Below are 12,773 nucleotides of genomic sequence, written 5' to 3'. Positions count from 1 at the left end.
AGGAATTTGCACAGGGGAGGCAGTGAGGAGGCTGGGAGATGTTATGCAATTGGGGAAAAGCGGAAAATGTTCTGTGGGTGTAGTTGACAAATCCAGCTCTACGCTATATGATTAACAACGTTAACTATATGTGGAGGAGATTTCCATGGAATGGACAGATATGGTTCACTACCAGCAGCTGATGCAAAAAATGATGCGCTCTCTGCTTCCGGAACGCACTTCCGTGTTGACGGTCAGCGAATGTGAGCTATTGGCACACCTCTACTTGCAGCCGGAAGAAAACACGCCTGTTTTGCTCAGCAAAGGAACTGGGATGAAGCGAGAGGCGGTAAGCCGCTGCCTGAAGGCCCTCTATGAAAAGGGCTGCATCCGGAGACAGCGCAGCACCACGGATGAGCGGAGCTACCGGCTATTTATGACCGATACCGGACTTGCGGAGCTAAAAAGAGGGTATGAATGTATTCTGCAGCCCTTTTATGACCTGTGGCGCAGTGCGGGTGAGGATTTTGAGATGTTCATGCATTATGCAGATAAGCTGGCTGGACATCTGGAGAAAGGACAAGGAAACAGGCTTGAAAATGAGATTTTATGATGCGCTGCAGATGGATCCTGTGGTGCTCAAGCAGAAAATCGCCGCTTGCAGTACTAAGCAGGACAAGCTGTATTACTGGGGAGCCATGGCTGTCCGCTCCATATTGATCGTGGCGTTTGCCATTGTTGTCATCAGCCTGCTGTCCGGACTGTTTGGTTCGGATAACACACCTATGGCGGTGGTGTTATTCTGCATCCTTCTGGGTATCCGCTTTGTCAATTTTGAGTACTGCGTCGGAGACTCCCTTTTCACGCTGGCAGCAGCCCTGGCCATTCTGGTGCTGGCGCCAAGTGCGGCCACGGTCCTTCCGCCGCTTTTTTTGGTCCCCATGCACTTTATCTGCTTTTTGGGACTCCTTTGCATCACAACGCAGAGGCCCGAGATGGGAAACGGTGGTCTATACAGCTTTGCTTACGTCTATCTCACGGGAAACCCGGTTATGGGAGAGGCTTTGGTGCGCCGCGGGCTGTTGGCACTGACCGGATATTTGATCTGCGGTGTCGTCCTGTTTGTCAAGCACCGGCATCAGCATAAAGTGGTGCGGTTTCACCATGTGGTGGGAACGTTTCATTTGTCCAGGCCGGTCTGCCTGTGGCAGCTGCGCATGGCGCTTGGTGTAAGCTTGGTCATGACGGCGGGGCAGGTTCTGGGCGTGGAGCGGTTTATGTGGATGGGATTTGTCTGCGCATCGCTGTTGTCGGAATATCCGTATTCCGGCAATGGATTTCCCCGCTTCTGGCAGCGGATTGTGGGTGCAATTGCAGGTTCTGCCCTGTTTTTTATTTTGTATTGGATGGTGCCGGAGTCGATGCGCTCCCTGCTGGGGCCGTTGGGCGGATTGTGCCTGGGCTTCTGCACCGATTACCGGTATAAGACAGCCATGAACTGTTTTGGAGCGTTGATGCTGGCGGCCGGGATATACGGAATCCAGGGTGCTGTGATCCTCCGTATTGCGGATACGATTCTGGGGGTAACCTTCGGTCTGGTCTTCGCAGCGATCTTCCATCAGCTGGTGGCGGTTCGGTTTCTGCGCGCACAAGAGGGAAGGGAAGCCCTTTAAAAATGTATAAAGGGGTGCCAGACGAAGAAGAACACCCCAAACAAAAACCCCCGCACATTTCCCAATTGGGAATGTGCGGGGGTTTTGTTGCTTAGATGGGAACCTCCAAGGTCAAATCATGTCGTCCGGATAACCATGGACTTCATAAGGCCTGCGCCTTATCAAACCCGATGGCAGAGGACAAAATTCTTACTTACGGGGGTTCTTGATGGCAGCCTGGGCGGCAGCCAGACGAGCGATGGGCACACGGAAGGGGGAGCAGGACACGTAGTCCAGACCCGCGTTGTGGCAGAACTCCACGGAGGAGGGATCGCCGCCGTGCTCGCCGCAGATGCCCAGCTTCAGGTCGGGGCGGGTCTGACGGCCCAGCTCAGCAGCCATCTTGACCAGCTTGCCCACGCCGTTCTGGTCCAGACGGGCGAAGGGATCGCTCTCGTAGATCTTGTTGGTGTAGTAGGACTCCAGGAACTTGCCGGCGTCATCACGGGAGAAACCGAAGGTCATCTGGGTCAGGTCGTTGGTGCCGAAGGAGAAGAACTCGGCCTCCTTGGCGATCTCATCAGCGGTGAGGGCGGCGCGGGGGATCTCAATCATGGTACCAACGTGGTACTTCATGTTGGAGCCGGCAGCCTTGATGATGGCGTCGGCGGTCTCCACCACGGTCTTCTTCACGAAAGCCAGCTCCTTGACCTCGCCAACCAGGGGGATCATGATCTCGGGAACCATGTTCCAGTCGGGGTGCTTGGCCTGGACGTTCAGAGCGGCCTTGATGACGGCGCGGGTCTGCATGGCAGCAATCTCAGGATAGGTGACAGCCAGACGGCAGCCGCGGTGACCCATCATGGGGTTGAACTCATGCAGGCCGGCGATGATGGCCTTGATGTCGGCGACGGACTTGCCCATATCCTTGGCCAGCTGTTCGATGTCAGCCTCCTCGGTGGGCACGAACTCGTGCAGCGGGGGATCCAGGAAGCGGACGGTCATGGGACGGCCCTCCAGAGCCTCATACATGGCCTCAAAGTCGCCCTGCTGCATGGGCTCCAGCTTGCTGAGAGCCTTCTCGCGCTGCTCCACGGTGTCGGAGCAGATCATCTCGCGGATGGCGCGGATACGGTCACCCTCGAAGAACATGTGCTCGGTACGGCACAGGCCGATGCCCTCGGCGCCGAACTTCACAGCCTGCTTGGTATCGCGGGGGTTATCGGCGTTGGTGCGGACCTTCAGGTCACGGAACTCATCAGCCCAAGCCATGATGCGGCCGAACTCGCCGGAGATGGAGGCGTCCACAGTGGGAATGGCCTCGCCGTAGATGTTGCCGGTGGAGCCGTCCAGGCTGAGCCAGTCACCCTCGTGGTAGACCTTGCCGGCCAGTTCGAACTGCTTGTTGTCCTCGTCCATCTTGATGGCGCCGCAGCCGGAGACACAGCAGGTGCCCATGCCGCGGGCCACGACGGCGGCGTGAGAGGTCATGCCGCCGCGGACGGTCAGGATGCCCTGGGAAGCGACCATGCCCTCGATGTCCTCGGGGCTGGTCTCCAGACGGACCAGAACCACCTTCTCGCCGCGGGCAGCCCACTCCTTGGCGTCATCGGCGGTGAAGACGATCTTACCGCAGGCAGCGCCGGGGGAGGCGGGCAGGGCGTTGGCCACGGGGGTGGCCTTCTTCAGAGCGGCGGGGTCGAACTGGGGGTGCAGCAGGGTGTCCAGGTTGCGGGGGTCGATCATAGCAACGGCCTCCTGCTCGGAGATCATGCCCTCGTCCACCAGGTCGCAGGCGATCTTCAGAGCGGCGGCAGCGGTACGCTTGCCGTTACGGGTCTGCAGCATGTAGAGCTTGCCGTTCTCAACGGTGAACTCCATGTCCTGCATGTCGCGGTAGTGGTTCTCCAGAGTCTGGCAGACCTGCTCGAACTGCTTGAAGGCCTCGGGGAACTTGTCGGCCATCTCCTGGATGGGCATGGGGGTACGAACACCGGCCACCACGTCCTCGCCCTGGGCGTTGGTCAGGAACTCGCCCATCAGCTTCTTCTCGCCGGTGGCGGGGTTACGGGTAAAGGCAACACCGGTGCCGCAGTCGTCGCCCATGTTGCCGAAGGCCATGGACTGAACGTTGACGGCAGTGCCCCAGGAACCGGGAATGTCGTTCATGCGGCGGTACACAATGGCGCGGGGGTTGTTCCAGGAACGGAACACGGCCTTGATGGCGCCCATGAGCTGCTCCTTGGGGTCGGTGGGGAAGTCGGCACCGATCTTCTCCTTGTACTCAGCCTTGAACTGGCCGGCAAGCTCCTTCAGGTCGTCGGCGGTGAGCTCCACGTCCTGAGTGACGCCGCGCTTGGCCTTCATCTCGTCGATGAGCTCCTCGAAGTACTTCTTGCCCACTTCCATGACGACGTCGGAGTACATCTGGATGAAGCGGCGATAGCAGTCATAAGCCCAGCGGGGGTTGCCGGACTTCTTGGCGATGACCTCAACCACGTCCTCGTTCAGGCCCAGGTTCAGGATGGTGTCCATCATGCCGGGCATGGAGGCGCGGGCACCGGAACGGACGGAGACCAGCAGGGGGTTCTCCAGATCGCCGAACTTCTTGCCGGTGATCTCTTCCATCTTGGTGATGTACTCCATGATCTCGGCCTGGATCTCGTCGTTGATCTTCTCGCCGTCCTCATAGTACTGGGTGCAGGCCTCGGTGGTGATGGTGAAGCCCTGGGGCACAGGCATGCCCAGGCTGGTCATCTCGGCCAGGTTGGCGCCCTTGCCGCCCAGCAGCTCACGCATCTTGCCGTTGCCTTCGGAGAAGAGGTACACGAATTTCTTTGCCATTTACGTCATTCCTTTCTTCAGTAGCGGCCTCAGGCAGGGTGTGCCCCATCCGAAGCCGGAGGATATAATCGCAGCGGTCTGCCGCCTGAACGGCGAAAAATACCGCAAAAGTCATTATACCATTTGCAGGAAATATTGCAATCATTTTCTTAAAAAAACTGCAACAAAATTTGAAAAAGAATGGAGTTCTTATGTGAAAAGAAACAAATCGGACACGAAAACGCAAAATTCTGTGAAAAAAGAAAAAGAGGGCTTTCCGGGCGGAAAAGGAGGCTTAATTCCGGCACGGAGAGGAGAAGAAACGCAAGATGCAGATTGGGCAGTTAAAAAAGAAAGTTAAAGCGGCGCTTAACTTAAAATTCGATACCATTCCGGGCGGAAATTCCCTGATCGTAAGGGTGGCGCACCTTTTCCATGCGGGTTATATAATCCGCGCGGTCCAGCAGAGCCGGATGAGGATTGTGTCCGGTGAGCACGACTTCGGCAGGGGTGTCCAGGCAGTCCAGCACGGCCTGAAGGGGGAGAAGCCCTGTCTCCACAGCGGTGCACACCTCATCCAGAACCAGCAGCCCCCAGCCTGGCTGGCGGGCCAGGGCGGCCGCCTCCTCCAACAGCCGCAGGCTGCGATCGGCCTCCGCCTGGAATTCCTCCTGAGTGAGGGCAAAGGAGAACTTGACCTCCTTTGGGATGTCCAGCAGCGTGACATTGGGCAGCTGGGCCAAAGCGGCGCGCTCGCCGCTGTCCTGCCCCTTCATAAACTGAGCGATGGCCACCGGCCGGCCCCGACCGGCCATGCGGAGCGCCAGCCCCATGGCCGCGGTGGTCTTGCCCTTGCCGTCGCCCCAATAGATGTGAATCATGAAAAACCTCCTGTGGGAGAACATAGAAAAGTCCGGCTGCCGAAGACGCAGCGGCCCGGCAGCCGGATGGATTACGGGTTTATTGCTCCTTGGATTCCTCCATGGTCTGCTGAAGAACCTTGATGGCGTAGTCCACCGCAGGAATCGCCCTGGCGGTGCAGTATTGCTTGATTTGCTCCAGCTCCCGAATTGCCTCTTTTGCAGTCATAACACACACTCCCCTGAAACTTTATTCAGTACACCTTATTTTAACACACCCGGTGGGAGAAAGACAAGAGGAGCGGGGAATTTTCAGTGCCGCCGGCCGCCGCCGCCCAGTAGAATCAGGATGACGGCCAGGGCGACCAGGCTCCAGGACAATACGCCGCCCGCCGGGATGACTCCGGTCAGAGTCAGGATAACCATGAGGAGGGCGGCGATGCGTCCGGCCCAGATCAGAACGGGATTTGGTTGCATATTTATAAGCCTTCTATTTATGAGGTGAGCGGACGTTCCGGTCCAGACTGCAGGCCGTGGACAGGAGAAGAGCCAGGGTGAGCAGCCGCTCCCGGGGAGTGGCCACGAAGGCAAAGTGGAGCGCAGCCAGAGCCAGGGCCAGCAGACAGCCGGTCCAGATCAAAAGCACACCGGCCTTCATTTAAAACTCCTTTTGCTCCACGATGCGGCAGGAGACGAGGTAGGACACCGGAAGTCCCAGGAGAAGGAGCAGGGGGATGAGGCACAGCAGGGGCAGAACCACGTCAGGGGAGAGCTGATCCAGTCCGTCCAGCCAGCCCGCCCGGGCGGCCAGAACAAATAAAATGACGGGGATGAAGATGATGGCGAAGAGGAAGGGACGGGCCCGTTCCGCCCCCAGCTTGTAGTTGAGAGGCAGGGTCAGCTCCACTGCCAGCAGGCCCACGCTCAGGGATGCCACGCCGGAAAGCAGATTTTCTTCCACCGGCTCCGCGGCGGTGATGGACAGGGCCACGCAGGACAGGAGGGCGAAAGTGGCGGCCACCAGAATCATCAGCACCACAAAAATATACTTGGCGCCCACCACCGCCCGGCGGCCCAGGGGAAGGGTCATGGCATACCGGTCCCACTTGGCCTGTTCGTCGTAGGCGAAGGAGGACATGGGAAGGATCATCACAATGACCTGGACGAAGGCAGTGATAAAGGCGATGGAAAACAGGTCCAGCAAAGCCATGATGAAGTAGAAGATGAGAAACAGAAGGTAGGTTCGCAGGGATTTGCGCAGAACCAGAATATCTTTTAAGACGAGGCCGGTCATGCCGACGCCCCCTTTCCGATGAAGAGCATAATGTCCTCCAGGGCGATGGGGTCTACCATGAGACTGGGATAGCTGCGGTGGAAGGTCTTTCGGTCCGAAACCAGGGCCTCACAGCCAAAGGAGCCCCGGCGCACCCGCACCAGATCTGCCGGATCGATGGTTTCCAGCTGCGCCGCGGTACAGCCCACCCTTCCGTAGCTGTCCAGGATGGTGTCCTTGGCGTCAGAGAGAACGATCTGGCCCTGGTGGAGGTAGGTGATGTAGTCGGCCACCTTCTCCAGGTCGGAGGTGATGTGGCTGGAGATGAGGATGGAGTGCTCCTCGTCGCAGATAAAGGAGAGAAATTCATCCAGAATTTCATCCCGCACCACCGGGTCCAGCCCAGCGGTGGCCTCGTCCAGCAGCAGGAGCTTGGGACGGTGGGCCAGGGCGGCGGCCAGGGAGAGCTTCATCTTCATGCCCCGGGAGAACTCCTTGATTAGCTTGCCCTGGGGCAGCTGGAATTTGTCCAGGTAGTCGCGGTAGAGTGCTCCGTCCCAGCTGTCCCGAAAGGCCGGGGCCAGAATGGCCCCCACGTCCTTGGGGCGCAGAGTGTCATGGAAGAAGCACTCATCCAGAACCACGCCGATTTCCGCCTTGGCCAGCCGCTCCTCTTTGATGTTGTCATGGCCCATCAGGGTGATGGTCCCACTGTCCCGCCGGACCAGGTTAAGGATGCATTTCATGAGGGTAGTCTTGCCCGCTCCGTTTTCCCCGATGAGTCCCATGATGGCCCCACCGGGCATGGTGAGGTTGATATTCCGCAGGGCAAAGTCCGGGTAGGACTTGTTGAGCCCTTGAATCTCAATACTATTTGTCATAGATTATCACCTTTATACAATAAGTTCAGCATTTCCTGAAGCTCTTCCAGGGTGAGGCCGCCTTTGCGGGCCTCCTCCACGGCCAGGGACAGGGCGTCCTCCACCTTCCGCAGGCGGGCCTCCCGCAAAAGCTCCTGATTCTGGGGCGCTACAAAGCAGCCTTTGCCCGGGACGTTTTCCAGAAATCCGTCCCGTTCCAGCTCCTCGTAGGCCCGCTTGGTGGTGATCACGGAGATGCGAAGCTCCTTGGCCAGCAGCCGCATGGAGGGCAGGGCGTCCCCCGCCGCCAGCGCACCGGTCATGATCTGCTCCTTCACCTGGTCGGTGATCTGTTCGTAGATTGGTTTTCCGCTGGAGTTACTGAGAATAATGTCCATGTGGCGCCCCTTCTAAGCAGGTGTACGGGTGGTGTGCTGTCGGCTCTGCGCAAAGTCCAACGCCGCCGTCCCGCCATCTGCTGTTATTGTGATAATACTGTATATATACTATATGCACAGTATAACACGCTTTTGCCGTTTGTCAAGAGTCGGCAGCAAGAAAATGGGGGAGCGGGCCAGACACGAACAAACGGATACTTTGAAATTTTAAAGAAACAGGGGAAATCCTATGCAGTTCAACCATTTACAAGGGCTTTTTTCGGTGGTATAATGCGCCTCGCGCAAAATGGATGAAAACGGGATTGTGTTTGAAGGAGCGAAAAACTGTGAAGCTGGAAAATGATCTGGGACGGGATCCCGTGCGGAGTCTGGTGCTTCGCATTGCGATTCCAAGCCTGCTGGCTCAGTTTGTCAGCGTGCTGTACAGCATTGTGGACCGTATTTACATTGGTAATATTCCGGAGATCGGAAGTCTGGCTCTGGCAGGCGCGGGCGTGTGCGGCCCGGCCGTCACCCTCATTGCCTCCTTTGCCTTCTTGGTGGGTATCGGCGGCGCGCCGCTTGTGAGCATGCGCATGGGCGGCGGGCGGACGGAGGAGGCCCGGACCATCCTGGCCAACTGCTTCATGCTGCTGTGCGCCATCTCGCTGGCGCTGACGGCGGGGGCGCTGGCCTTCCGGCGGCCGCTGCTGGTGCTGTTCGGCGCCAGTCCGGATACCCTGCCCTATGCCATGGATTACTTCACCATCTACGTGTGCGGTACTCTGTTTGCCCTGCTATCCACCGGTATGAACCAGTTTATCATCTGCCAGGGGTTTGCCAAAAAGGGGATGATATCGGTGATGCTGGGGGCGGTGCTGAACATCGTGCTGGATCCCCTGTTTATCTTCGTTTTGAATATGGGAGTGCGTGGAGCGGCCATTGCCACTGTCATCAGCCAGTTTGGCAGCTGCCTCTATGTGCTCTGCTTCCTCTTCTCCAAGGTCCCGCCGGTGCGGATCACCTTCGGCGGCTACCAGGCCAAGATTCTGGGGCGTGTGGTGCTGATGGGGCTGGCCCCCTTCCTGATGTACGCCATTGACAGCGTAATGATCATCAGCCTGAACGCCGTGCTCCAGAGCAAGGGCGGCGCGGCAGGAGACCAGCTGGTGGCGGCCGCTACTATTTGCCAGTCCTTCATGCTGGTGGTCACTATGCCCATGGGAGGCATCACCGGAGGGACGCAGACCATTCTGGGGTACAACTTCGGCGCCGGCCAGCCGGACCGGATCCAGGAGGCGGAAAAATGGATTGTTACCCTGTGCCTCATCTATACCGGCGTTTTGTTCCTCATCGCTCAGTTCTGTGCCGTTCCCTTCACCCGTGTCTTTACTCCAGATGCGGCGGTGTCCAGTCTGGCTGTGCAGGCTATCCGTATTTCTACCATGGGCATTATCCCGCTGGCCGTCCAGTTTGCGGTGGTGGATGCCTTTACCGGTATGGGCATGGTACAGTACTCCCTGCCTCTCTCCCTCCAGCGCAAGGTGGTCTATTTCATCGCCCTGTTCACCCTGCCCGGACTTCTCGGAGTGAACGCTGCCTTCCTGGCGGAAGCGGTGTCGGATTTGATTCCGCCTGTGGTCAGCACTCTGGTGTACTGGACACGCCGGAACTGGGTGAATCGCCGCGCCCTGGAACAGCTTCCCGCAGCCCGGCTCAGCCGTGCATGATTCGAAAACTGCATAAAAAACCGCTGCCTTTTCGGGCAGCGGTTTTTTTATGTCTGTTTTCGGCGCTCCAGGAAGAAAACAGTCAGCTGGAATACCACGATCAGCACCCAGCCGCCTCCGGTGGCAAAGGCCACTGCGTCCAGACCCAGGGAGTCCACCAGGAGGTAGGAGGCGGTCACCCGCACGACAATCTGAAGGGTCGTGCCCCAGAAGGTGATGTTCATGCGGCCGGTGCCCCGGAACCAGCCCACAAAGGTGTGGCCGGTGAAGGAGAGAAGGTAGAAGAGGGCGATGTTTCGCAGGTAGGAGGCGCACAGCGCCGCATCCCGGCTGCCCGGCTGGAGAAAGAGGGAAGAGAGGGGAACACCGGCAAAAAACAGCAGCAGAGCAAAAAACGCTCCGGTGCTCAGCACCATCCCGGCCCCCCGGGCAAAGCCCTGCAATGCCCGCTTCCGGTCCCCGGCCCCCACGTTCTGAGCCACAAAGATGGCGATGGCCTCACAGCCGCTGATGCCGAAGGCCTGGGTGAAGTTTTCTACCCTTGTGGCGGCAGCAAAGGCGGAGATGGGCGCGGAGTCCACCAGGCTGATGCCGTTGACGGCACTTTGGATGAGCAGCTTGCCCAGGTAGAGGCTGGACTGCTGCAAAGCGGCCACGGCGGCGTAGCTGCTGGTGCGGCGGATGAGGGTGGCGTCCAGCCGGGCATCCTGCCGGGTGATGGCCAGGAAGGGGCGGCGTTTTTTGATATAGAGGGCGCACAGCAGGGCGGAGAGGAACTGGGCGGAGGCGGTGGCCAGAGCGGTGCCGGTGATGCCCAGGTCCAGCACGGCCACCAGCAGCCAGGCGGCAATCAGGTTGTAGCCCAGGGAGAGGAGCAGAAAGTACAGCGCCGCCCGGGTGTCGCCCACCGCCCGCAGGGTGGAGGCCAGATAGTTGTAGGCAAAGGTGAAGACCATCCCTGCCAGGATGACCCGCAGGTAGTGGGCGGCGTCGGCCATCAGCTCCTGGGGCGTCTGAATGAGGGCGAGGAGCTGGGGGAGAAAGAGCTGTCCCAGAACCACGGCGGTGAGGGTACACCCGCCGATGAGGACGGCGGAGACATAGAGCTGCCGGCGCAGCTTGGCCATGTCCCCCTCGCCGTAAAACTGGGCGATGAGGACGGAGGAGCCCATGCAGGCCCCGGTAATGACATAAATATAGAGGTTCATCACGCTCTCGGCCACGCCCAGGGCGGCGAAGGCCTGTCCGCCGATGTACCGGGTGACGATGAGGGAGTTTGCAATGTTGTAGAGCTGCTGCAGCACATTGGCGCACAGCAGAGGCAGACACAGCCCCAGCAGCTGGGAGGTGATGGGGCCGGAGGTGAGGTGGAGCGGGCGGGACACGGCATGACCTCCTGTGGACGTGGTACGGGGCCGCAGAGGCGGCCTGTTCGGTTTCATGATACGCCAAACAGGCTCCCATTGCAAAGACTTCTTTTGCCGGGGCCCTTATTAGGATGCCCCGGAGCAGAAACCCAAATCCCCAGGGGGAATTTCCCGTGGGGACAGAAAACGCCCGGTTCCGACCTGGGGCCTGTCCTATAATCATGACGTTAAAATCTGAAATCAAATACCGATTTTATACCCAGAGGATACCGGAGAGGCGAAAGCGGACTCCGGAACGGGAGAGAAAGGAGCGGTGGCATATGCCGGTGACCTGCCGGGAGGAGGGGAGGACCCTCATAGCGACGGTGTCCGGGGAACTGGACCACCACGAGGCCAAGGCCGTCATGGAGGAGCTGGAGGGGCGGATTGACCAGGCCCTGCCCCGTCAGCTGACAGTGGATTTGAAGGGGCTCACCTTTACGGACAGCTCGGGAATTGCGGTGCTGCTTCGGGCCTGGCGCAGGATGGGGCAGATTCAGGGCTCCATGCGGGTGGTGGGCACCCCGGCCCAGGCGGAGAAGGTCTTTCGGGCCGCGGGGCTGGAGCGGATGATCCGCTTTGAGTAGTGTGGCCCCACCCATTTCCATACCGAGGAGGACGTACATAATGAAAAAAGAAAACTATGTGTCGCTGGAGTTTCCCAGCCGCTCCGCCAACGAGAGCTTTGCCCGGGCGGCGGCCGCCTGCTTTGCCGCCCAGCTGGACCCCACCCTGGAGGAGGTCAACGACGTGAAAACCGCCGTCAGCGAGGCGGTGACCAACGCCATTGTCCACGCCTACCCCGACCGTATCGGGAAGATCGTCATGCGCGTGGCCCTGCTGGAGGGCCACGCCCTGGAGATCGTGGTGAAGGACTGGGGAGTGGGCATTGAGGACGTGGAAAAGGCCCGGGAGCCCCTGTTCACCACCGGAAATCAGGAGCGGGCGGGCATGGGCTTTACCATTATGGAGAGCTTTATGGATACGCTGAAGGTGCGCTCCGTCCCTGGAAAGGGGACCACAGTGACCATGCGGCGGAAAATTGCCCGCCGGGCAGGGCGGTGAGCGGCACGCTGTCCGCCGCAGAGCTTCTTCAGGCGGCCCGGGAGGGGGACAGCCGGGCCTGCGAGCAGGTGCTGGAGGAAAATAACGGCCTCATCTGGAGCGTGGTGCGCCGCTACTACGGCCGGGGGGTGGAGCCGGACGACCTGTACCAGCTGGGGTGCATGGGCTTTCTCAAGGCGGTGCAGGGCTTCGATCCCCAGTACGGCACCCAGTTTTCCACCTACGCGGTGCCTAAAATCGCCGGGGAGATCCGCCGTTTCCTCCGGGACGACGGACCGGTGAAAGTGAGCCGGGGCCTGAAGGAGCGGGGCGTCAGTGTCCGGGGCGCCCGGACCCGACTGTGCGCCCAGCTGGGCCGGGAGCCCAGTCTGTCCGAGCTGGCAGAGGAGACCGGGCTCACTCCCGAGGAAATTGCCGCCGCCGAGACGGCGGTGGAGCCGGTCATCTCCCTCCAGGCGGAGACGGGAGAAAACGGCCTTACCCTGGAGGGAATCCTCACCGCAGGCAGCGAGGAGGAAGGCCTGGTGGAGCGGATGACCCTGCGCACAGCGCTGGCAGCCCTGCCGGAGCGGGAGCAGCAGGTGCTGCTGCTGCGCTACTACCGGGGGATGACCCAGGTGCAGACGGCCCGGGTGGTGGGAGTCTCTCAGGTCCAGGTGTCCCGGCTGGAGCGCCGGGCGCTGGAGCGGCTGCGGCAGGAGTTGACCCCATAGGACAAAAAAGCAGCCCCCCTTTGGCGGAAGGGGGG

At 59.8% G+C, this 12,773-nt stretch carries 16 protein-coding genes; 7 read left to right on the top strand and 9 right to left on the bottom strand.

Annotated features, from left to right (window positions below):
• The first annotated feature begins 145 nt into the window (after window positions 1-145).
• Entirely contained in the window at window positions 146-592 is a 447-nt protein-coding gene (locus tag DWX58_RS12100) for a helix-turn-helix domain-containing protein (RefSeq protein ID WP_118644178.1), read from the top strand.
• Window positions 579-1,652 (top strand): FUSC family protein, encoded by a 1,074-nt coding sequence (locus DWX58_RS12095; protein WP_118644176.1) that lies wholly within the window; start codon window positions 579-581, stop codon window positions 1,650-1,652. Before DWX58_RS12100 ends, DWX58_RS12095 begins: the two co-directional genes overlap by 14 nt.
• Window positions 1,653-1,841: 189 nt before the next feature.
• On the opposite strand, the gene ppdK is transcribed toward DWX58_RS12095, so the two are convergent.
• A complete protein-coding gene (ppdK, locus tag DWX58_RS12090; protein WP_118644174.1) occupies window positions 1,842-4,475 on the bottom strand; it encodes a pyruvate, phosphate dikinase in 2,634 nt (877 codons plus the stop codon).
• 40 nt (window positions 4,476-4,515) lie between these two features.
• Here ppdK and DWX58_RS15150 point away from each other — a divergent pair, with 40 nt between their 5' ends.
• Complete coding sequence (locus DWX58_RS15150; RefSeq protein ID WP_147382272.1) at window positions 4,516-4,815, top strand: hypothetical protein; 300 nt, start codon at window positions 4,516-4,518, stop codon at window positions 4,813-4,815.
• Window positions 4,816-4,828: 13 nt separating this feature from the next.
• On the opposite strand, the gene DWX58_RS12085 is transcribed toward DWX58_RS15150, so the two are convergent.
• The 7 genes from DWX58_RS12085 to DWX58_RS12070 form a co-directional block, all read right to left on the bottom strand.
• A complete protein-coding gene (locus tag DWX58_RS12085; RefSeq protein ID WP_118644172.1) occupies window positions 4,829-5,335 on the bottom strand; it encodes a cob(I)yrinic acid a,c-diamide adenosyltransferase in 507 nt (168 codons plus the stop codon).
• Between the two features lie 79 nt (window positions 5,336-5,414).
• Window positions 5,415-5,543 carry a hypothetical protein gene (locus DWX58_RS15915; protein ID WP_279229868.1) on the bottom strand — a complete coding sequence of 43 codons (129 nt, stop codon included), beginning with the start codon at window positions 5,541-5,543 and terminating at the stop codon, window positions 5,415-5,417.
• An 83-nt stretch (window positions 5,544-5,626) separates the two neighbouring features.
• Window positions 5,627-5,791 carry a hypothetical protein gene (locus DWX58_RS15255; RefSeq protein ID WP_158579280.1) on the bottom strand — a complete coding sequence of 55 codons (165 nt, stop codon included), beginning with the start codon at window positions 5,789-5,791 and terminating at the stop codon, window positions 5,627-5,629.
• Window positions 5,792-5,804: 13 nt separating this feature from the next.
• Window positions 5,805-5,972: a hypothetical protein gene (locus DWX58_RS15250; RefSeq protein WP_158579279.1), complete on the bottom strand. Its 168-nt coding sequence runs from the start codon at window positions 5,970-5,972 to the stop codon at window positions 5,805-5,807.
• On the bottom strand, window positions 5,973-6,608 hold the full coding sequence (locus tag DWX58_RS12080; protein ID WP_118644170.1) for an ABC-2 transporter permease: 636 nt from the start codon (window positions 6,606-6,608) through the stop codon (window positions 5,973-5,975). It lies immediately after the preceding gene.
• Entirely contained in the window at window positions 6,605-7,468 is an 864-nt protein-coding gene (locus DWX58_RS12075; RefSeq protein ID WP_118644168.1) for an ABC transporter ATP-binding protein, read from the bottom strand. The genes DWX58_RS12080 and DWX58_RS12075 overlap by 4 nt, the downstream gene beginning before the upstream one ends.
• Window positions 7,465-7,845 (bottom strand): GntR family transcriptional regulator, encoded by a 381-nt coding sequence (locus DWX58_RS12070; protein WP_118644166.1) that lies wholly within the window; start codon window positions 7,843-7,845, stop codon window positions 7,465-7,467. Before DWX58_RS12070 ends, DWX58_RS12075 begins: the two co-directional genes overlap by 4 nt.
• A 308-nt stretch (window positions 7,846-8,153) precedes the next feature.
• On the opposite strand from DWX58_RS12070, the gene DWX58_RS12065 reads away from it, so the two are divergent.
• The gene (locus tag DWX58_RS12065) at window positions 8,154-9,554 is read left to right on the top strand and encodes an MATE family efflux transporter (protein ID WP_243093475.1); all 1,401 of its coding nucleotides are present in this window, start codon (window positions 8,154-8,156) and stop codon (window positions 9,552-9,554) included.
• Window positions 9,555-9,601: 47 nt separating this feature from the next.
• Here DWX58_RS12065 and DWX58_RS12060 read toward each other — a convergent pair whose 3' ends face one another.
• Window positions 9,602-10,939, bottom strand: a complete 1,338-nt coding sequence (locus DWX58_RS12060; protein ID WP_158579278.1) for an MATE family efflux transporter — start codon at window positions 10,937-10,939, stop codon at window positions 9,602-9,604.
• Between the two features lie 302 nt (window positions 10,940-11,241).
• Between DWX58_RS12060 and DWX58_RS12055 the strand changes: the two genes are divergently transcribed.
• Genes DWX58_RS12055 through DWX58_RS12045 form a run of 3 tightly spaced genes read left to right on the top strand, consistent with a single transcriptional unit; the run spans window position 11,242 to window position 12,738 of the window.
• A complete protein-coding gene (locus tag DWX58_RS12055) occupies window positions 11,242-11,547 on the top strand; it encodes an STAS domain-containing protein (protein WP_118644160.1) in 306 nt (101 codons plus the stop codon).
• A 40-nt stretch (window positions 11,548-11,587) separates the two neighbouring features.
• Window positions 11,588-12,025, top strand: a complete 438-nt coding sequence (spoIIAB, locus tag DWX58_RS12050) for an anti-sigma F factor (RefSeq protein ID WP_118644158.1) — start codon at window positions 11,588-11,590, stop codon at window positions 12,023-12,025.
• The gene (locus tag DWX58_RS12045) at window positions 12,022-12,738 is read left to right on the top strand and encodes a sigma-70 family RNA polymerase sigma factor (RefSeq protein WP_243093473.1); all 717 of its coding nucleotides are present in this window, start codon (window positions 12,022-12,024) and stop codon (window positions 12,736-12,738) included. The genes spoIIAB and DWX58_RS12045 overlap by 4 nt, the downstream gene beginning before the upstream one ends.
• Window positions 12,739-12,773 lie beyond the last annotated feature (35 nt).

The sequence above is a fragment of the Pseudoflavonifractor sp. AF19-9AC genome (assembly GCF_003478995.1).
In the GTDB taxonomy this organism is placed as follows: domain Bacteria; phylum Bacillota; class Clostridia; order Oscillospirales; family Oscillospiraceae; genus Lawsonibacter.
This window is presented reverse-complemented; position numbering and strand designations above follow the sequence as displayed.